Here is a 20,125-nt window from a genome sequence, read left to right on the forward strand (position 1 = left end):
CGATCGATCCGTTCGTCCCCAGATTGCAGGTCCGGTGAATCCATATGCAATGGTATAGTGATATGTTTATTTCATAGAAACGTATTTGTCCGATCGATCTGTCTGGACACGTGACAGCCGACGCGACCGGCCCTCCACGTGAGATTTCCATCCCGATGACTGACATAACTCAACCGACGATCGACCGGGCGCTCACACACGTCCAGCGCGAGTGCGAGATACTTGAGACGGAACGCGATGCCTTCCGGACGCTGTTGGGCAGAGTCAGTGGCTTCCAGATCGATCCGCCGGGATCAGTCAGCTCCAGATGGTGGGAGCCGCCGGGACCGAAGTCGTGACCGCACAGAAATCCTCACGAGATCTCCGGCGTATCAGGGACGCGTACCGCGAGACAGTCATGGCGGTCCCGCACTACGAGCGCGAGTACGGCGAGTCGATTCGGGAGAACCTCGCGGCCGAGTTCGGGACGACGCTCGCCGGCCACCTCGCCGACAGCGATGTCCTGACCCCGGCGGTCTACGAGACGTTTCTCGATGCGTGTAAGCGGGGACGTGACGAACGCGGACGGTTGCTCCGGACCATCGAACGCGAACAGGAGAGCCTGCAGCGATGGGAGACCGAACTCACTGCGATCGAGGTGGCAGCCCACGACGCTGCCGAAGGAATCACTGCGACGACCGGATCCCGAACCCTTTCCCGGATCGACCGCCGGCTCGAGACCCTCGAGGCCCGCTGTATGGAGTGTGCGCGTGCCCGACAGGAGTTACTACACGAGCATTCGGGGCGGGAATTTCAGGGAACCGACGGCTTCGGTTTCATGGAGTACCTCTATACGGACATGGACACGACGACGCCCGTTCTCTCGGACGCCGGCGCCTGTCTCGAGACGATTCGACATCACCGGCGTCGATGTCTCCAGTAACGATCCGTCTCCGTCCGTTTAGTCGTCGATTACCAGTGGCATCGACGCCAGTCGTGCGGCGCCCATCGACGTAAGTCCGCGGGCCGTCGTCGAGTCCCTGGCCCGGCGGTCGTGGGCGAGTTCGAGTCCCACAACATCAGCGACGGGAACGAGCCGGATCTCGGTCCCTTCGGGTGTGATATCAAGGAGGAGATACGACTGCGGGAACGAGCAGGTCGTCGGCGTCGCGATCTCGCGCACGCCCCGATCCACGCCGGTGAGTGGCAGGTGGAGGTGACCGGTGAGTACCAGCGCCGCGTCACCGTCGGCCAGGACATCGACGAACGCCTCGGGCTCCCGCATCGTCGGCGGGATCGCCATGTCCTCGAGGACGCGATCGCGGTGGCGGCGCAATTGCTCGGTCACTGATGGAAGGTTGTGATGGACGACGACGAGTGAGTCGTCGGTCTGCTGGAGTTTCCTCGCGAGCCACTCGCGCTGGTCGGCGTCAACGTGACCGTCGTGGGTTTCAGCGAGTCTATCGGCGGTCCCGGCGGAGTTCAGCCCGAGTACGTCCAGCTCGCCCACCTGATGGCGGAACGGATAGCCGCCGGGACCGAACCGATCGGCGAAGGCCGCGACGGGAATCGCGTCGTGGTCGTCGCCCTCCTTCGGGACGTCGTGGTTTCCGGGCACGGCGTAGATGGGCACGTCGAGCGCGTCGAGGGCGTCTTCGACGGCATCGGCGTTCCAGGTTTCCCCGTCCTTGGTGAGGTCCCCCGGCGAGACGACAGCGTCGACGTCACGCTGCTCGATGTCTTCGATCGCAGTGACGAAGTGATCGAGCGTGTGTTCGAACAGTTTCGACGTTCCGTCCGCCCGCGTCGAGACGTGCGGATCGGCGATCGCTGCCAGCCGAACGGGTGCCGCTGCTGTCGGACGGTCGAGACGAGCCAACAGCGTTCCCGGGTTGCCGTCGTTCATTCTTCCCCCGGGAAGAACAGCGACGGGTCCTCGTGACGAAACGTTGCGACGTGGGTCCCGTCCAGCAGCCGGACGTGTGAGTGAAGTTGCTCCCGTTCGCGTGCCGCGTCTGCGAGGTCGCCGATCCGCGACCAGTCGAGTACCCCGACCAGCACGACTCCACGCTCGGTCTCGTCGTCTCGTATCCGTATCGCCAGGAAGCGGTTCTCGGCGACGTCTTCACGGTGGACCTCGTAGCGATCGAACGACCCTCCGTCGATGAGGTCCGGAAGCTGCTCGGCGACGCTGTCCGGAGCGGTGAATATCAATCCGTGTCGTTCCGTGGATTCACGAGGGGAAACTGCTGCGACGTGGTCCGCTCGGACGATGAGGACGTCCCAACCGTCCACTCGCAACTCCGCGGCCAGTGCTTTGGCGTCTTCGAGGACCCGCTCCCAGACGGCCTGCCCATCGGGTGTCGTTGCTGACATCATGCTAATTTCCGAATATATGTGTAAGTATCTACCGGAAAGGTTGGTGTTATGGACTTCTATATAGTATTATAGTCCAAAAATTGCACTATTACTCGGATTTATCGCTATTATCAAATCACATATATGTGGCGAGGATACGCACGGTCGATGCCACGTGACACGACCCGCCGTGGGTTTTTGACTGCCGCTGGTGCAGGCGCACTGACTGCCGTCGCCGGGTGTAGCGGGAACAGCGAACCGACGGAGCAGGACACTGCCGCCCAGAACGATTCGGGGAAAAATTCAGCCGCGAAGACACAGGAATCGAACGACGGAACGGACGAATCGACCGCCGAGACCACCGACGGGTCCAGTGGTGGGATACTCCAGATGATGGCAGACGGGTCGGTCCAGACGCTCGACCCGATCAACGCAAAGGGGTCCGGGGCGGGCTACAACCAGTACAATCAGCAACTCATGTACTTCCCGGACGGGCAGTACCCGCCCGAACCTGCGCTGGCGACGGGCTACGAGGTTTCCGACGACGGACTCACCTATACGTTCGATCTCCGTGAAGACGTTACCTTCCACGACGGCAGCGAGTTCACTGCACAGGACGTCGTCTACTCCTACCGGCGACTCGCAGAGTCGCCCAACTCCCGGAACAAGGACGACATCGTCGGCGAGACGCTGACGATCGACCACGAGAAGGACGCGACGCTCTCGGAACCGACCGACGAGGAGACCCTCGCGGACGTCGTCCCAGATAGTCTCGCCGTCGAGGCGGTCGACGACTACACCGTCGAGATGACCCTGGCCTCACCGTTCGAGTACACGCTCTTCCAGATTGCGGGCGGCGCGTTCGCCATCATCCCGGAGGGGTCCGTCGGCGACATCGAGGGCTACAACGGCGAGTACGCCTACAACGAGTTCTTCAGTACGCAAGGTGAGGGCCCTGCCTTCGCCGGAGCGGGTCCCTTCCAGGTCGACAATTGGCAGAAGGGCAGTCAGATCACTCTCTCGGCGTTCGAGGACTATTACGACGGCGAACCCGACCTCGACGCGATCACATTCACCGTCGTCTCGAGTGGGAATACGCGCCTCCAGCGATTCCAGAACGGGAACGCCGACATCCTCGAGAGCGTCCCCACAGCGTCGTTCAATCCCTCAAGCGTATCGATCGATAGTGAAGAGGGGAACCGATCGCTCGGTTCCTACACGCTCGACGACGGGACGACGGTCAACTACGGCGAGATTCCGGCACTCACGACGGAATATATCGTCTTCAACACCCTGGAGGTTCCCCTCGCAGCCAGGCGCGCGTTCGCGCACGCGATGAACCAGCATGACATCGCCGAGAACGTCTATAAAGGGATGGGAAAGCCGGCCTATCACATCGTCCCGCCAGCCGCCTATCCCACCTTCGAGAACGGCCAGGCCGGCGAGGACGCTTACGACCGCCACGCCGAGAACGGCTACGAATCGAACACCGACTTCGCCGCCGACGGCTACCCCTACGGCTACGGCGAGACCCAACTCGAGGAAGCCCGCGCGGTAATGGAAGAAGCGGGTTACGGCGAGGACAACCGCTATGAGATCACGGCGACGACGATCACGGGCAACAGCGGCTACCAGCAGGTGTTCACGACTCTCCAGTCGAAGCTCCGGTCGGCGTACATCGACATGAGTATCGAGGAGGCAGAGTTCGGGTCGATCATCAGTCGCGCGATCTCCGGCGACATGGAAGTGTTCGGGCTCGGAGATGGCATGGAGTACCCCGGCCCGCAGAACTTCCTGCGGTTCCTTCACGGCCAGAATCCCTCGGGCCAGTTCACGCGGTGGGGTGCCGAGGGAAGCTATGTGACCGAGGAATACCGGGAGACGGCACGCGAGGCCTGGGACTCGAACTACGCCGCCGATGGCACGACCCGCGCGGATCACAACGAGGCCTTCCAGACCGTCGAGGAGATGAACTGGGCGTCCGTCCAGGAACTCCCGTTCTTGCACCCCATGAGTCAACGGTTCTGGCACGACGATGTCGACGTCGAGATGTACGGCGTCATGGAGAACCAGGCCTTCGACGACACCCAACTGTCGCGCTGAAAGGGACTCACCACTCCAGACCCCCACTGCCAAATATATGTATTCGACATCCGTCTCGATTGAGAGCGATCGTTTTCTGGGGAGGCCCTGGCGAGGTGAGCGGCAGTGAGTAGACTGGGTTATCTCACCAAGCGCCTCGCGATGGCCGTCCCGGTCGTCTGGCTCGGGACGACGGTCACCTGGTTCGCCATCTTCATGGGGCCGATCGATCCGGCCAGCCGGTTGCTCAGCGAAGGACAGATGCGAAACCCCGCCGCCTACGAGGCGGCCCAGACCCAACTCGGCTTGAACCAACCGCCACTCCAGCACTACGTCGACTGGCTGACGAACCTCCTCACGTTCGATCTGGGCCAGACGTGGCTGCTCTACGAGGGATCGAACGTCAACGCGTTGATCCTCGACTTCCTGCCCCGGACACTGTGGCTCGGCCTCTGGTCGGTGCTGATCGCCGTGGCGATCGGCGTGCCACTCGGGTTCTACGCCGGGTTGCACTCGAACTCCCTGTCGGATTATCTCGCTTCGTTCGGCGGGATCGTCTGGCGCGCGATGCCGAACTTCTGGCTGGCGATCATGCTGCTCGCCGTCCTGAGCATCTCGCCGACGGTTCTTGGGATCGACTTCCAGTGGGAGTCGCTGTTCGTCCCGATCGATTCGATCTCGGGGAGTCCAGACATGTCCCGGCTCGGGACAGTCGACGGGTTCCTGGCGGCGACCAAGAAGGTCCTGCCGGCGGCACTGGTACTCGGGTCGGCCTCGATGGGCAACGAGATGCGGATCGGCCGGACGGCGATGCTTGAAGTCCGCAACGAGGAATACGTCGACTTCGCAAAGGCCAAAGGCGTCTCCGATCGCGTCCTCGTCTGGAAGCACATCTTTCGCAACGCACTGGTTCCGTTGATCCCGATCATCACCAGCGAGGCCTTCCTGCTCATCGGCGGGTCAGTCCTCGTCGAGACCGTCTTCGGGATCAACGGCATCGGCTACCTGTTCTACCAGGCGGCCATCCAAGGCGACCTCCCGCTGGTCGGCACGCTGATGTACGTCTTCATACTCATGACTGTTGGCATCAACCTCATTCAGGACGTACTGTATACGATTATCGACCCCCGCGTCGGCCTGGAGGGGAGCTGACGTGTCAGACGTCACTCCGTTCGAAGACCGGCGACTGTTCGGGACACTTGAGATCGACGCGACGCTGTCGGCGTGGCTGCTCGTTGGTGTCATCCTCTTGGCGCTGGAAGTTGGTGCGGTCGCGAACTTCCTGACTGGCCTGCTCGCCGACTTCGTCGGGGCGCTCCCGACGGCAAGCGCCGAGGAGTCCGTGCTCTCGAGTGCGGCGGCGCTGTTCGACGCGGCCCAGCAACGGACGACCGCGATCCCGACCCTGCTCTCTCGGGATGTCGTCCCAAACGCCGGTCACTGGAACGGGGAGCGCTGGGTCGGGACGTTCCTCGGGCTGTCGCCGGGCATCTCCTGGGCGATCCGGACGGCGCTCGTCTACGCCTACGCGTTCGCGTGGCTCGCCTGGGCCGCGTTCGGCTACCGATACTACCGTCGGACGATCAGGGTCGCCGACTGGACGCCCCGCGACGACGTGATCGACCGATTTCGGTCACACAAGTGGGGGCTGTTCGGCGCGCTCGTCGTCTTCATGTTCGTCGTGATGGCGGTGTTCGCACCGACACTCGGCCCCACGACCGTCGAGCAGAACATGCGCAACTCCTACTCCTACGAGATCGACTACTGGAACGCCGAGACCGGTTCCGTCGAGTCGACTATCGTCGGCGAAGCCAACCGCAACTCCCAGTCGATCGGCGACAGTTCGCGGGTGATGCCGATGACCTACGACGACTACGGGCGATTCCATCCCTTCGGCACGATGCCAAACGGCCGTGACCTGTTCACTTTCATCACGGTCGGGTCGCGTATCTCGCTGGTGATCGGGCTGCTCTCGGTCGGCCTAAGCGCCCTGCTTGCCGTCTCGCTGGCCCTGATCGCCGCCTACTACAAGGGTCGGGTCGATCTCGGGACCGTCCTGGTGTCGGACGGGGTGATGGCGATGCCACAACTGCTGCTGTTGATTATGCTCACGACTGTCCTGGCTGATACGTGGATCGGCGAGGTCTACAGCGGTGGGTTCGTGCTCGCGCTTCTCTTTGCCTTCACTGGGTGGACGTACATGTGGCGGTCGATCCGGGGTCCGGCCCTCCAGGTCTCCGAGCGTACCTGGATCGACGCCGCCCGGAGCTTCGGCCAACGGCCCCGGACCATCATGCGCAAGCACATGCTGCCATACGTCACCGGGTACGTCCTGATCTATGGCTCGATGACGCTGGGCGGGGCGATCATCGCCATCGCCGGGCTCTCGTATCTCGGCCTCGGCGTCGCGCCCCCGACTCCCGAGTGGGGCAGAGCGATCCAACTCGGCCAGGACTACGTCACCACCGGCTCTTGGCACATCTCGCTGATTCCGGGGCTGCTCATCACGCTCGTCGTCACGGGATTCAACGCGCTCGGTGACGGCGTCCGGGACGCGATCGATCCCCAGTCCGACAGCGCGACCGGGGCGGCGGCCGGCCGGGGTGGTGGCGCATGAGTCGCGCCGACGCCCCCGAGCAGGCCGAGACTGACACCCGAACCGGATCCCGAAACGGGGAGCCGTTGTTGTCGGTCTCCGATCTCCGGACGGTTTTTCACACCGAACGGGAGACGATCCACGCCGTCGACGGGATTTCCTTCGACGTTCACCCCGGCGAAACGGTCGGTCTCGTCGGCGAATCGGGATCGGGGAAATCTGTCACGGCACGCTCGATTCTCGGACTCGTCGACGAACCGGGTGCCATCGAGGGCGGACAGATTTTCTTCAAGGACGACGATCTGGTCGAGACCGGCTGGGACGATCACCGCGGCGACATCGCGATCGTCTTCCAGGACCCCTCGAACGCGCTCAATCCGGTCTACACCGTCGGCAATCAACTTTGGGAGGCCCTCTCCATTCATCAGGGGCTGACTGGCGACGCCGCGACCGAGCGCGCGATCGAACTCTTAGAAGCCGTCGGGATTCCGGACGCCCCCCGCCGGCTCGAGGAGTACCCCCATCAGTTCTCCGGGGGGATGGCCCAGCGCGCAGTCATCGCGATCGCGCTGGCGTGTGATCCTGACCTGCTGGTCTGTGACGAACCCACGACTGCTCTGGACGTGACCATCCAGGCCCAGATTCTCGGCCTGCTGGCCGATCTCCAGGCCACGGAGGACCTCGCGGTCCTCTTTATCACCCACGACATGGGCGTCATCGAGGAGACGGCCGACAGGGTGAACGTGATCTACGCCGGTGAGATCGTCGAGCGCGCGCCGACCGACCGGCTCTTTGCCGATCCCGAACACCCCTACACCGAAGCACTTCTCAAAAGTATTCCGGGGCGAACGCCGCCCGACCAGCGCCTGCCGACGATCGAGGGCGAGGTGCCGACACCGAACGGCCCCGCTGACGCGTGCCGATTCGCGCCGCGCTGCCCGATGGCCGTCGACGCCTGCAGGGACGCCCCGCCTGCTACCGTCGAAGTGTCGACCGCAGTCGATCACGCTGCGGCGTGTATTTTTGCCGACGGCGACGGCGAGCACGGTGGAGGTGATGGCGAATGACGGCCTCAGTCCCCGATGACGGCTCGATGGCCGCATCGACGGACGACGAACGTGACACCTTCCTCGACGTTCGCAACCTCGAGACCCACTACACGGACGGATCGCTGTTCGGTGGTGATCCACCAGTCCGGGCCGTCGACAGTGTCTCGCTTTCGATCCAGCGTGGCGAGACGCTCGGGCTGGTAGGCGAGAGCGGGTGTGGAAAGACGACGCTCGGTCGGACGCTCGTCGGGTTGGAGTCGGCGACCGCCGGCTCCGTCACCGTCGACGGGACCGACGTGACCGAACTCTCGGGAGCCGACCTCCGGGCGTGGCAGCGCCGCGTTGGCGTGGTTTTCCAAGACCCCCAGGAGAGCCTCAACGACCGCCTGACAGTCGGCGAGATCGTCGCCGAACCGCTCGAAGCCCACGACTGGCAGACCGCCGCCGAGCGCGAGGAGCGAGTCTTCACGCTGCTCGAGCAGGTCGGCCTCCAGGAGGAGCACTTCTACCGGTATCCCCACCAGTTCTCGGGCGGCCAGCGCCAGCGCGTCGCGATCGCCCGTGCGCTCGCCCTCGAACCCGAGTTCCTGATCCTCGATGAACCCGTCTCGGCGCTCGACGTCTCCGTCCAGGCACGGGTCATCAACCTGCTCGAAGAGCTCCAGGCCGATCTCGGGCTGACGTCGCTCTTTATCGCCCACGATCTCTCGCTGGTCCGTCATATCGCCGATCGGGTCGCAGTCATGTACCTCGGAAACGTCCTCGAGGTCGGCCGGACCCAGCAGGTCTTCGAAGCACCGGCCAATCCGTACACTCGGTCGCTCCTGTCGGCGATCCCCGGGTCCTCGAGTCCGGCCCCCGACGACCTCGATCGGATCACGCTCCGCGGGACGCCGCCGAATCCCCGGTACCCACCCGAGGGTTGTCCCTTTGCGACACGCTGTCCGGCGAAGATTCCCCCCGCTGAACACGACGACCTCTCCGCTGACGCGTTCGACGCCATCGAGACGTTCCGTGACGTGCTCCGCGAGCGCAACCGGGCTGAGGCGGGCCTTTCCGAACGTCTCAAACGACAGCTTCGAATCGACACTGGCGGCCGCTCGGTCGACGCCATCGTGACCGAACTGTTCGCGGACGTCGAGCTATCGCCGCCGGCCCGAGAGGTGGTCGATCGGGCGACCGAGACTGCCGGCCAGTCCCCGGGTGAGGCACTCAGACTCCTCGACGCGGAGTTCGGATCCCTCTGTGATCGGGAGTCGCCGGCCGCGCACACGGTTGACGATACCGGCCGGACGAGTCGATGTCTCCGCCACCGTACTGAGTACGACGAACCCAGGGGTGAGCGATTGTGAGCGAGCGCTCGGGCGGTCCCGACGACGCGACGACGGATAGCGGCACCCGACGCGGGAGTTCAATCCCGCGGTCTGACCGGGTCGCCGTCGCCCGCGAGGCCGCCAGAGCAGGCGGAAGCGTCGCCATGGCCGCCTTCCGACGAGATCTCGATGTCGAAACTAAAACGGGCAAGACCGATTTCGTGACGCGGGCCGATCGTGAAGCGCAGGCCCGGATCGCGACAGTCATCGGTGAACGCTTTCCCCAGGAGCCGTTCGTCGGCGAGGAAGCCGACGCGATCGAGACGGTGCCCAAGCGGGGGCCCGCCTGGATCGCCGATCCGATCGACGGAACCAACAACTACGTCCGGGGGATGCGCCAGTGGGCGACCAGCGTCGCCGCGGTCCGTGACGGCGATCCCGTCGCGGCGGCGACGGCGCTCCCCGCACTTGGCGACAGCTACGTCGGGGGCCCGGGCGGCGTCACGCGAAACGGTCGGCCGGTCGGCGTCAACGAGACGGCAGACACCGACCGCTTCACCGTCGTCCCGACGATCTGGTGGCCGCCGGATCGCCGCGACGAGTACGCCCGCGCGACCGAGGCCATCGTCACCCGCTTCGGTGATCTGCTCCGGCTGAAGTCAGTCCATGTTGCTCTTGCACTCCTGGCCGCCGGTTCGATCGAAGGCGTCATCACAAACGTCGAGACGAACCCCTGGGACACCGTCGCCGGTGCGTATCTGGTCGATCAAGCCGGCGGGACGGTGACTGATCTTGCAGGTGACCCCTGGCGCCACGACGCCCGCGGACTCGTCGCCTCCAACGGGCAGGCCCACGAGGCGGTACTCGCGGCCGCTACCACGATCGATCCGCCAGCCGACTGCGCTGACTCGTCGTAACGAACTGGTCGGCATTGCCTCGCGCCTGCCCGGATTCCTTTAAGTGCTTCTCGCTATAAGCTGTAGACATAGACGGGGTTTCTCGGACGGTTGTTGCCCAACAGAGTGAGCGGTGAGTCTTCAGACGTCGACAATTGCTCGTGTCTCGCTTCTCGCCAGATTCAGTACGATTTCGAGACTCAGTTCGCCAGGCCGCGCTCAGTGGCGGGTGACTGCTGACGATCGGGTGTCCGGACGAACACATCGTCGGACAGTCTGGGGATAATCTGCCGGCCGTTGACGTTCATCGTGTACTCCCGAACGTCCAGCCGATGGATCGCGTTCTTCTCGACGTAATCGGGGCCTTTCGTCGTCTCCAGCAGGTCTCAGAACAACTCGATCGTCGTCTCGGCTGGCGGAATACCGTCGAGGTATCGGCTGACGAGGGCCGCGCCGACGTGATCTTCGACGGCGACGTCCCCTTTGTAGCCCGCACTTACGAGACGGACCGGGCGGTCACGGCCCCGGAGATGGGTGCCAACCGCTCGTGCGTTCAGCGGCGCGCCGATGTACACGTCGACGTCGTCGCCACCGCGCTCTCGAAGTGTCGTGACAGTCCGACCGCCGTTGGTCGAGGTCATGCTCACCGGCCGGCCCTCGACATCGATGTTTTGGACGTAACTCGGCGAATTGAAGAAGTCGTAGCCGTCCTCGGGCTCGTAGCTCGCGGTGCGGCCACCGCCGATGAGCATCTCGGGACGGGACGCCTGGTAGTCGAATTCCTCGCCGCGTTCGTCGGGGACGTGGACGTGCATCGCGCTCCTGGCGAGCAACTCGATGACCGTATTCGAGAAGTGCATCGTGTCGATCACGACGTACGCGCCTGGGCCGGGCTCGGCTGGAACGTCCTCGCACCGTTCGATGAGGCGCTCGTCGAGCCGGTTGTGTCCTGTGTCGTCGCGCCCCATACGTTTGCTCTGTTCGATGGTCGAGACCGACTGTAAAATGCGTATATAAGAGTCGTATATAGCGATCAGTCGTCGTTTTGGCCGTTTTCGGCCTTCCGGTGGCCTGGCTGGCCGGAACGAACAGCGGATTGGAGTCCGATCCGTTCGATTGCTCGCACGGCCTGGTCGATCTGTCGTAACTGATCGAACAGCCGGGCAAGCGACGGATCGAGGCCATCGCCGTGGATGGATTCAACAGTGAGGTGGCCTCGGGCCTCGAACGGCGAGGGGTCGACGCTGGCTGAGGATCTCTTGGCCGCTTCGACGACGAGTCTCGTCGCCCCCTCGAAGGCCGTCCGGAGGGCGGTCAACCGATCGGCGATCGCCTGTCTATCGGCCGCGTCGAGGGAGGCGCTATCAGCGGCTTTGCCCAGGCGAACTGTCGCCGACGCGATCTCTTCGATCCGCATCGCCGCACGGTCGTACTGGGACAGTGAGACCCGATCGATGCCGAGTGCGTCGAGTTCTTCGAAGGATACCAGCGACCGGTTGTAGTGGCGACGGACCAGCGCCACCAGTCGGGTGACGTCCGTCATTCGGTCGCCGACCTGCCCGGCCGTCTCGACGTCGTCGGTCAACTTCTCACGGACCGTGTCTTGCATCGTCGAGACGATCGAGACAGTCTGGTCGAGCGATTGGCGAATAGAGACCGCCGAGGCGTCGAGCATCGCCCGGACGACGATCTCGTTCGCATCGCCATCGAGGACTTCTGTCCCGACGAGTCGTCGGGCGGTCGTCCGGGCGGCCCGGCGTTGCTCGTCGGAAAAGGTGTCCTCGGCGAGCAGCGAGAGCCGCTCGAAGCCGGCCTCATAAGCCCCCTGTATGGATCGCTCGACGGCGTCGACGCTGGACCCCGTGACGGGCACTGAGACTGCGCCCAGACTCGCGCCGTCAGTCTGACTGCCCCGGACGATCAGCGACCCGTCGCGATGAGTGTACAGCCGGACCGTCTCACTCGTCTCCAGACCCTGTCGTTTGGCCCACTCTTTGGGTACCGAGACAGTGAACGTCGAGCCACCGACTTTCTGGACCTTGCGTGTTTCCATCAGTAGATCAACTCCGGATCGCCGTCGACGGCGTACAGTGTTCGAGCGGCGATATTGACGGCGTGATCTCCGATCCGTTCGATGTCACGAATCGTCAACAGCGCACTCGCTACATCGTCGAGGAGTACCTCCAGCGCCCAGGCGTCAGGCCGGGGCTCGCGTTCGAGGAGGTCTCTGACGACCCGCTCGCTGGCTCGCTGACAGAGCGCGTCGAGTTCGTCGTCCCGCTCGGCGACTTCCCGGCAGGCGTCGGGATCTCGCTCGTCGTAGGCCGCCAACGCCGCTTCGAACGCCCCGGTTGCTTCTTGACCGATCCCAGCGGCGTCGATGTCGGGGACGTCCGTTCGGGTACTCGATAACGTGTATCGCCCGAGGTTTGCCGCCAGGTCGCCGACGCGTTCGAGGTCGGTGATGATCTTGAACGTGGCCGCGACGAATCGAAGATCGCCCGCGACAGGCTGTTCCAGCGCGAAGAGGTCGATGCACTGGGCCTCGATGTCGAGGTACTGCTGGTTGACGTCCTCGTCGCCGTCGATGACCCCCTGGGCGAGATCGTCGTCGTCAGTTTCGATGGCATGCAACGCGCTATCGAGACGTTCGAGTACGAGCCTCCCCATCTCCAGAACCGCAGACCGGAGCGCGTCAAGCGCCTCGCGGTACGCCTCTCGCGCCATGAGATTACCCGAACTTACCGGTGACGTAATCCTCGACGCGCTGGCTCTCGGGGTTCTCGAAGATCTTCTCGGTGTCGTCGTACTCGACGAGTTCGCCACCGGTGAGGAAGACGGCCGTCTGATCCGAGATTCGGGCCGCCTGCTGCATATTGTGGGTGACGATGACGACGGTGTAGGACTCGGCAAGTTCTTCGATGAGGTCTTCGATTTTCGAGGTGGCGATCGGGTCCAGCGCGCTCGCTGGCTCGTCCATCAGGATGACTTCCGGATCGACGGCGAGACACCGCCCGATGCACAGCCGCTGTTGCTGGCCGCCGGACAGCCCAAGTGCGTTGTCGTCCAGCCGGTCCTTTACCTCGTCCCACAACGCCGCTTGCTTCAGCGAGTGTTCGACGAGTTCGTCCTCGGCTTCCTTCTCGTCGCGACCGAGCAACCGGGCGAGCGTCCCGCGAGTGATGTCGCCGTGTTTGCGCGGTCCGTAGGCGATGTTGTCCCGAATCGACTTCGGGAAGGGGTTCGGGTGCTGGAACACCATCCCGACGCGCTTGCGCAACTCGACGAGGTTGATTCCCTCCTGGTAGATCTCCTGGCCGTCGAGTTCGACCGACCCTTCGATGCTGGCGCTGGAGATGCGGTCGTTCATGCGATTGAGCGAGCGCAGGAACGTCGACTTGCCACACCCAGAGGGACCGATCAGGGCCGTGACGCTCTGCTCGGGGATGTCCATCGAGATCCCGCGGAGGGCCTGCTCGTCGCCGTAGTAGACGTCCAAGTCCTCGACCGCGAGTTTCGTCTCCCGGTCGGACTCGTAGTTCGTCCAGGCTTCTTCGAGCTGTTCGTTGGTTTCGCCGGTCGTCGTCGGCGTACTCGCGGCGCGCTGTCCGTCCGTCCGGTCGAGTTGTGCATCACTCATAGTTCAGTTTCCTCCGGAAGTAGAGCCGGCTCCCGATACCGATTGCGTACAGTCCGATGACGATCAACAACAAGACCAGGGCCGTCCCCCAGCCGAACTCGGTGTCAGTGAAAATCTCCTTGGGGAACACTCCGGCCGTGATCGACGAATACAGCTGGTAGGGCAGGGCACTCGCGGGTTCGAGCAGCGCCTGGTTCGTGACGAATGGGGGCGACAGCGAGAACTCGAACGAACCCAGCACGTTCGGCGTCGAGTCCGGGAACGGTGACCCACCGAAGACGAGCAACAGCGGTGCCGTCTCGCCGGCGATCCGGCCGACACCGATGATCACGCCGGTGATGACGCCCGGCATCGACGCCGGGACGACCACGCTCTTGATCGTCTCCCACCGGGTGACACCCAGTGCCGCACTCGCGTCCCGATACTCGTCGGGGACCGCCAGGATCGATTCACGGCTGGTGATCAACACGAGCGGAAGCAGCATGAAGCCCAACACGAGCTGGCCGACGATGATCGAGTTCCCACCGCTGATCCGCGGGACGAGGAACGTCATGCCGAACAGCCCGAAGACGATGCTCGGCGTACTCCAGAGTCCGTTGGTCGCGACCTCGACGATCTGGGTCATGCGGCCCTGTTCGGCGTACTCCGTGAGGAAGATCGCCGCGCCGACACCGAGTGGCACGGCAAAGAGCATGGCGCCGAACACCAGCCACAGGGTCCCCATGGCTGCTGGGAGCACGCCCGGAATTTCGACGAAGAGGCCGCCAGTCACGTTCGTCACGAACGGCAACTCGGGAAACGGCAGCCCCACGCCGAGCAGGGGGACGACGAGTTCACCACCGAGCAGACTGGCACCGGTCAACATGACGTCCAGGCCGTTCCAGGTGATGAACAGAATCAACAGCGCGAGGACCCCGAGCATGCTGAGAATCGACATCCCGATGAGGTAGAACACCCCGGCCTGGCGACCCTGTGCGCCGAACCCTTCCTTGGCTTTCGCGCCACTCCAGAAGGCCAACAGCGAGGCGAAGATGACGAGGACCGGAACGATTTCGCTGCCCGGGAACTCCGCGGAGAGCCAGGTCGGCTCCCAGGTCCAGCCGACGGTGATCTCTCCCGCCAAGACGACGTAGCCCATCAGCCCGACCAGCGTGGCCGCAGGCAGTGTCGAGCCGACGTCTTCACGCAGGAACAGTGCCGTTCCGGCACCGAGGATGGCTCCGACGAGCGCGCCGATCATCCAGACGGCACCGCCGACGTAGGCCGTACCGGCGAGACCCCCGACGACTGCCCACATCAGGCCGAACACAACGGCGACCGGGACGCCGGCACTCCTCGAGGGCGTCGACGTTAGGTATCCAAAGCGCGAGGCGAGGCCGGCGATCGCGAGTCCCAGGGCGATCACGAGCAAGAACCCTCCGAGTAGGTCGAACAGTGCGACCCCGAGGTAGGTCCCCGTTTCCTCAAGCCACTGGAGGATCGTTGCCCAGGAACTGACGAACGCCAGGAAGGCGATCGCGATGAGGCTGGCGCCGAGTGATCCGCTGATTGTCCGCTCTCCGGCGACGAGGGTCGTTCGCTCGACGTTGCTCATTGTCTCCCTCCGAGTTTCCGTTGCATCCGCCACTCGACGTACTGGGAGGCGACACTCAGCGCCATCACCATCCCAAAGAGGATGACACCACCTGCGAACAGGACGCTGAGATGCATGCCTCTGGCGTGGGCACCCTCAGAGGCAATGACGGTCGTTAGCGTCTCGCCCCATCGGGAGAAGACATCGAATGGCGGTCCCGGAATGCCCTTGGTGTGGCTGAGCATGACTGTCGCGGCCATGGTTTCGCCCATGGCGCGACCGATACCAAGCAGGACGCCCGATGAGACGCCAGAGAGGGCCGCCGGGACGGTGACGCTTTTTGTCGTCTGCCACTTTGTCGAGCCCATCGCCATCGAGCCGTCTTTCATCGAGTCGGGCACCGCGTTGAGCGCGTCTTCGGCGATGGTGACGACCGTCGGCAACGCCATCAGGCCGATCATCAGGCCGGCCGTGAAGTAATCGCCGATCGTCGGCGTGCGAAACTGATCGTAAAAGTACGCGTTGACAATGGTGAGGCCGACGAAGCCGTATGTAATCGACGGGATGCCGGCCATCAGTTCGATCCCCGGCTTGACGATCTCCCGGATTCGCGGCGGCGCGATCTCGCTGATGAACACCGCGCCCGCGATGCCGAAGGGAGCTGCGATCGCCATGGCGATGAGTGTCGTCAGTGCCGTCCCGACCATCATCGGCGTCAACGCGTAGATCCCATCCGGAGTTGGTGCTTGCCAGAACGGATCCTCGGTTCTGAGCAACAGGTCCAGTCCCATGTGGCGAAAGGCGGGGAACGCGTCGATCAGCAGGAACCCGATGATCAATACGAGAATGGCGACCGTTGCGACTGTCGTCAGCAGCGTCAGTCCCTTTGCGAGTTCCGCCTGGTAGCGGCGCCAGCCGAACGCGACTGTGCCGAGAAACACCAGAAACGGAACGATCGTCAGGTCCGAGCCACCGAAAAACAGCGCAAACGAAAGAACGGTCGAAACGATGCCGACAGCGTGCATGGCGATCGCACCGTCGGCTGTTCGTGCCCGATAGTCACGCACACGAGCGACAGTACGATCGATACGTGTCGAAACTGTGGCGAATGGCTGTTGAAACATACAGGGCTACCGAAATTGTAACTTCGACCGCGGAGCCTACTCGTAATTCGAAGCGGCGACCATCTCACGTTGGTTTTCGAGGCGGTCATCGGGGAGCGCAAAGTAGTTGTTACCCTTCACGAAGACCTCTTGTCCGAAGTCACTCAGGAGGAAGTTGATGAAGGCCGCCTCCTTTCGGGAGGTGTCTTTCCAGGTGTAGGCGTGCAGATCTCGCGATAGGGGGTACTCCTGGGCGCCCAGGTTATTGCCGTACTCATAGAGGGTCCCGTCGATCTCGAGGCCGATCGGCGGCGTCGCCCCGTCGGGTTCGACGAACGCCAGGGCGATGTAGGCGATGGCGTTGTCCGCCTGAGAGACTGCCTGCTGAAGCTGTTGGTTCTGGCCGAAGCGCTGGTCGGGACTGATTGGAGCCTCGGGGTCACCGTAGACGTTGCTCCGGAAGGAGGTGTCGGTGCCCGATCCCTCGGCGCGACCCAGGGCGAGGATTTCACGATCCGGGCCACCCAGTTCGCTCCAGTTGGTGATCTCCTGGCGGTAGATGCCCTTGAGTTCGTCGAGTGTGATCTGGGAGACGCCAGCGTCCACGATCTCTCGACTGGCCACGATGGGCTGGCCGTCGACGCCGACGACGTGATTGACGAAGTTATTGAGCGTCTCCTCGCCGGGGTTCGAGCCAGCGAGTTCGGCTTCTGCGGACGCCGACGCATCGCCGATGTCGACGCGCCCTTCCATGGCACCTTCGATGCCGGTCCCGGAGTGCGACAGCGCGATCGAGACGCGGAACGGCGGGACCGAGCGCTCGCCAGTCTCTTCGTAGCCATAATCCTGGGCGAAGAAGTCCGCGAGCCGCATGTCCGTGTCGTAGGTCTCGGACGCCCACTCTGCGGGCCAGTAGTCCTCGTCGCCGGGTTCGGGGTTTGAGTTCCAGTAACTCGAACCAGTGTTCGTGATTGGGAACACCGTCGAGGAGCCGTCGCCCGTCAGGACGCTCGTGTCCATCGAGTCACCTGATTCCGTCGGTGTCGAGGTGTTTTGTTTGCCTCCACTCTCGCCGTCGTCGGCTTCTGGCTGGCTCTCAGTCGTATTATTCCCACCGCTACAGCCCGCCAGCGCACCGACCCCGAGCGCGCCGGCCGAGAGGATGAATTTCCGCCGTGATGCCCCGTCTGGACGCGTCGAATCTCGCGTCATCGATAGAAGCACTGGGTGATCTGACTAAAGGGGTTTATAATAGGTGTACGGTCCGCTATTGGACTATCCGGATCAAAATGAGCTTCCCTGACCGCTATGTGGGACTACCATGATCTATGTAGATATATTATTCGGTGAGTGACTGACAGCTTACCGATCACTTCGTCACACCTCGGTCCTGCTCTCGTGTCCCGTGAGTTTCCGATCACATTGAGCAGTAGCAATCGCTGTGGGCCGAAGGCTCGACGGGGTCGACATCTTTGAGACGACCTTCGAGAATTCCCTTCACAGCCATCGCTGATCAATCGTCAATGCGCTCGCGATCGTTTGCTGGGTTCGTCGCTGTCTCAGGGGATGACCGAGTCCAGTGCCGAGTGTGCCGACCCGAGCACTGTCACCTCGAACTCGTCGTTGCCGCAGGCTTCACACGCTTCGGGCGGCCCCTCTCTGACGTGGCTCACGAGCGAACGGGTCTGTACTTTGCCGCATTGGGTGCACCGCCACTCTTTCGCCATATTTAATGGTATTATTTGCTGACTATTGAACCTTTCTTCATAAATATATCATAATCTATATTATATGATGGTGCGGCGCTATACGTCCAGTCACGCGGTTTTCTCGGCCGAGACTCTCCCTGGGAGACCGGTTACGAGAGGACCGAATCGAGGACGGTGTGAGTGGCACCGAGCGTCGTCTCCTCGAACTCGTCGTTCCCACAGTCGCCACACTCCTCTGGCGGCCCCGATCGGACGTGGCCGATCACGGTCCTGATCTGTACTTTTCCACATGACGTACATCGCCATTCTTTCGCCATACTTCATTGTATATGCTGGAATATAATTAATATTTCTCCACGATCGGTCGACAGGCCTACCAATCGGCTCTCGGTTCGCGTGCGGTTCAGCCACCTGATCGTGGCTGGCGACTCCCGAAGGCGAGAGACGTCGCCGAGACCGATCGCGCTGGCCCCGTTGTCTCACTCCCTCCCCGAGGTATCGACCGAATCACGGCCGGTACCCCACCGGTGATCGTCATAGGAGCGTTGCGGGTCGCTGTCGAACTCCCGGCCGATACGATCGCGCAGTTGTTCTTTGCCCGCGGCGCCGATCCGGGCGAGTTCGTCGGCCTTGGCGACAGCGACCGGAGGGCCGCGCTCTGTGGCCACGTCGGCGACGATCTGTTTGGTCAAGTGCTCCCGCCGGTCGGGATCGCTCGTCACGGCGTAGGGCGCTTCGACCCGGTAGACCAACTCGGTCCGGGGATCGTACAGTGCGAAGAACGTTACTTCGTAGGCTTCTGGATCGAGCGATCGTTCGATCCCGAGGGCATCGCCGGCCGCCGAGAGCACGCGATCTGTCCCGACCCGCGACCGGAACCAGTTGGTGTACGTGATCGTGTCGGTTCGGATCTCTCCACCCTCTCGTCGGGAGAGGACGTGTTCGAAGAGGGCGTTGTCGTTCGCCCAGGGCGCAGCCGTTCGCTCGCGCAACGCCCGTGTCAATCCGTTCGCCTCGCTGTTCTTGACAAACCCGACGATCGGCACGTCGCGGTCGACGAACCGTTCGACCAGGCGGACGTAGTTCTCGACGACGTCGAGGGGGCGCTCGTCGGTCTCCAGCAAGTTCGCCAGCTCGGGGTGTCGGTCGGCCCAGTTGAGCAACCCGGTCGGGTAGATCGGCCCGTCGAGGATCAGGAGGTCGGCCACGTCTTCGGCACGCTCGAGCGCGTGGTGGCTTTCGGCGAGATACAGCGCCAGGGCGTGGACGACTGTCTGGGCGTAGCGGTCAACCCGCGGCACCTCGAACAGGCGTTCGTGGGTGTACCCGTCGTCGTTCCGGCGCCACTCGTCGTCGCCGAGGTCGATAGTCGAGTCGTTGGTGTGTGCGCCGACGACGACCGTCCGACTGCGGTGGAGATCCAGGTCTGACGGGACGGCCGCCATTGCCGCCTGCGCGACGTCCAGGACGAGGCCGTTCTTGAACGTCGTGGGGTTGATGGTTCCCGAGTCCAGGCCGTGTTGGGTGTCGAAGGGTCGCTCTTCGAGGGCGATCTCGGGAAGCGGCGCCGCCCGCCGGTACTGCTCGTCGAGCGGTTCGAGGACCACTTCGTCGTCACGATACAGGGGATCGAGGAACTCCGCCCAGACGGTCTCGGCGAGATCGCGATGCTCGGCGTTCTCGACGCGTCCCTCGAGTCGGCCAGCCAGTCGCGCGATCCCCTCGACGTGTACCGGATCGAGCGTCATCCTCTCTCTCTCTTTGCGGCCGGAAACAAAAACTACGGGGTCAACCCACGCGACGGCGTGGCGACCCGGCACGAATCGC

At 63.4% G+C, this 20,125-nt stretch carries 20 protein-coding genes; 8 read left to right on the top strand and 12 right to left on the bottom strand.

Going from position 1 to position 20,125, the window contains the following annotated elements; translation table 11 throughout:
- The first annotated feature begins 155 nt into the window (after positions 1-155).
- A complete protein-coding gene (locus tag BN2694_RS12675) occupies positions 156-338 on the top strand; it encodes a hypothetical protein (protein WP_135666066.1) in 183 nt (60 codons plus the stop codon).
- On the top strand, positions 335-922 hold the full coding sequence (locus BN2694_RS12680; RefSeq protein WP_135666068.1) for a DUF7260 family protein: 588 nt from the start codon (positions 335-337) through the stop codon (positions 920-922). Before BN2694_RS12675 ends, BN2694_RS12680 begins: the two co-directional genes overlap by 4 nt.
- Positions 923-940: 18 nt before the next feature.
- Here the strand turns inward: BN2694_RS12680 and BN2694_RS12685 are convergent, their stop codons facing one another.
- Both BN2694_RS12685 and BN2694_RS12690 read right to left on the bottom strand, forming a co-directional pair.
- Positions 941-1,885: a metallophosphoesterase family protein gene (locus tag BN2694_RS12685; RefSeq protein WP_135666070.1), complete on the bottom strand. Its 945-nt coding sequence runs from the start codon at positions 1,883-1,885 to the stop codon at positions 941-943.
- On the bottom strand, positions 1,882-2,355 hold the full coding sequence (locus tag BN2694_RS12690) for a DUF7529 family protein (RefSeq protein WP_135666072.1): 474 nt from the start codon (positions 2,353-2,355) through the stop codon (positions 1,882-1,884). The genes BN2694_RS12685 and BN2694_RS12690 overlap by 4 nt, the downstream gene beginning before the upstream one ends.
- A 150-nt stretch (positions 2,356-2,505) precedes the next feature.
- Between BN2694_RS12690 and BN2694_RS12695 the strand changes: the two genes are divergently transcribed.
- The 6 genes from BN2694_RS12695 (at position 2,506) to BN2694_RS12720 (ending at position 10,294) form a co-directional block, all read left to right on the top strand.
- On the top strand, positions 2,506-4,440 hold the full coding sequence (locus tag BN2694_RS12695) for an ABC transporter substrate-binding protein (protein WP_135666074.1): 1,935 nt from the start codon (positions 2,506-2,508) through the stop codon (positions 4,438-4,440).
- A 105-nt stretch (positions 4,441-4,545) separates the two neighbouring features.
- Positions 4,546-5,571 (top strand): ABC transporter permease, encoded by a 1,026-nt coding sequence (locus BN2694_RS12700; protein ID WP_135666076.1) that lies wholly within the window; start codon positions 4,546-4,548, stop codon positions 5,569-5,571.
- Position 5,572: 1 nt separating this feature from the next.
- Positions 5,573-7,036, top strand: coding sequence for an ABC transporter permease (locus BN2694_RS12705; RefSeq protein WP_135666078.1), 1,464 nt, complete (start codon positions 5,573-5,575; stop codon positions 7,034-7,036).
- Positions 7,033-8,082: an ABC transporter ATP-binding protein gene (locus tag BN2694_RS12710; protein WP_135666080.1), complete on the top strand. Its 1,050-nt coding sequence runs from the start codon at positions 7,033-7,035 to the stop codon at positions 8,080-8,082. Before BN2694_RS12705 ends, BN2694_RS12710 begins: the two co-directional genes overlap by 4 nt.
- Positions 8,079-9,416 carry an ABC transporter ATP-binding protein gene (locus BN2694_RS12715; protein WP_210408974.1) on the top strand — a complete coding sequence of 446 codons (1,338 nt, stop codon included), beginning with the start codon at positions 8,079-8,081 and terminating at the stop codon, positions 9,414-9,416. Before BN2694_RS12710 ends, BN2694_RS12715 begins: the two co-directional genes overlap by 4 nt.
- Positions 9,413-10,294, top strand: a complete 882-nt coding sequence (locus BN2694_RS12720) for an inositol monophosphatase family protein (RefSeq protein ID WP_135666082.1) — start codon at positions 9,413-9,415, stop codon at positions 10,292-10,294. The genes BN2694_RS12715 and BN2694_RS12720 overlap by 4 nt, the downstream gene beginning before the upstream one ends.
- Before the next feature lie 365 nt (positions 10,295-10,659).
- Here BN2694_RS12720 and BN2694_RS12725 read toward each other — a convergent pair whose 3' ends face one another.
- From BN2694_RS12725 to BN2694_RS12760, 10 genes are all read right to left on the bottom strand, one after another.
- Positions 10,660-11,241, bottom strand: a complete 582-nt coding sequence (locus BN2694_RS12725; protein ID WP_210408975.1) for a 2-phosphosulfolactate phosphatase — start codon at positions 11,239-11,241, stop codon at positions 10,660-10,662.
- Positions 11,242-11,306: 65 nt separating this feature from the next.
- Positions 11,307-12,326 (bottom strand): AbrB/MazE/SpoVT family DNA-binding domain-containing protein, encoded by a 1,020-nt coding sequence (locus BN2694_RS12730; protein ID WP_135666084.1) that lies wholly within the window; start codon positions 12,324-12,326, stop codon positions 11,307-11,309.
- Positions 12,326-13,000, bottom strand: a complete 675-nt coding sequence (gene phoU, locus BN2694_RS12735; protein WP_135666086.1) for a phosphate signaling complex protein PhoU — start codon at positions 12,998-13,000, stop codon at positions 12,326-12,328. Before phoU ends, BN2694_RS12730 begins: the two co-directional genes overlap by 1 nt.
- A 4-nt stretch (positions 13,001-13,004) precedes the next feature.
- Positions 13,005-13,913 (bottom strand): phosphate ABC transporter ATP-binding protein PstB, encoded by a 909-nt coding sequence (pstB, locus tag BN2694_RS12740; RefSeq protein WP_135666088.1) that lies wholly within the window; start codon positions 13,911-13,913, stop codon positions 13,005-13,007.
- Positions 13,906-15,507 carry a phosphate ABC transporter permease PstA gene (pstA, locus tag BN2694_RS12745; protein WP_135666090.1) on the bottom strand — a complete coding sequence of 534 codons (1,602 nt, stop codon included), beginning with the start codon at positions 15,505-15,507 and terminating at the stop codon, positions 13,906-13,908. The genes pstB and pstA overlap by 8 nt, the downstream gene beginning before the upstream one ends.
- Positions 15,504-16,610: a phosphate ABC transporter permease subunit PstC gene (pstC, locus tag BN2694_RS12750; RefSeq protein WP_135666092.1), complete on the bottom strand. Its 1,107-nt coding sequence runs from the start codon at positions 16,608-16,610 to the stop codon at positions 15,504-15,506. Before pstC ends, pstA begins: the two co-directional genes overlap by 4 nt.
- Positions 16,611-16,646: 36 nt before the next feature.
- Positions 16,647-17,801: a PstS family phosphate ABC transporter substrate-binding protein gene (locus BN2694_RS12755; protein WP_135666094.1), complete on the bottom strand. Its 1,155-nt coding sequence runs from the start codon at positions 17,799-17,801 to the stop codon at positions 16,647-16,649.
- A gap of 347 nt (positions 17,802-18,148) precedes the next feature.
- A complete protein-coding gene (locus BN2694_RS17185; protein WP_167880034.1) occupies positions 18,149-18,316 on the bottom strand; it encodes a hypothetical protein in 168 nt (55 codons plus the stop codon).
- A 131-nt stretch (positions 18,317-18,447) separates the two neighbouring features.
- Complete coding sequence (locus BN2694_RS17190; RefSeq protein ID WP_167880035.1) at positions 18,448-18,615, bottom strand: hypothetical protein; 168 nt, start codon at positions 18,613-18,615, stop codon at positions 18,448-18,450.
- 162 nt (positions 18,616-18,777) lie between these two features.
- Positions 18,778-20,046 (bottom strand): DNA double-strand break repair nuclease NurA, encoded by a 1,269-nt coding sequence (locus tag BN2694_RS12760; RefSeq protein ID WP_135666096.1) that lies wholly within the window; start codon positions 20,044-20,046, stop codon positions 18,778-18,780.
- Positions 20,047-20,125 lie beyond the last annotated feature (79 nt).

The sequence above is a fragment of the Halorhabdus rudnickae genome, from assembly GCF_900880625.1.
Lineage (GTDB): Archaea > Halobacteriota > Halobacteria > Halobacteriales > Haloarculaceae > Halorhabdus > Halorhabdus rudnickae.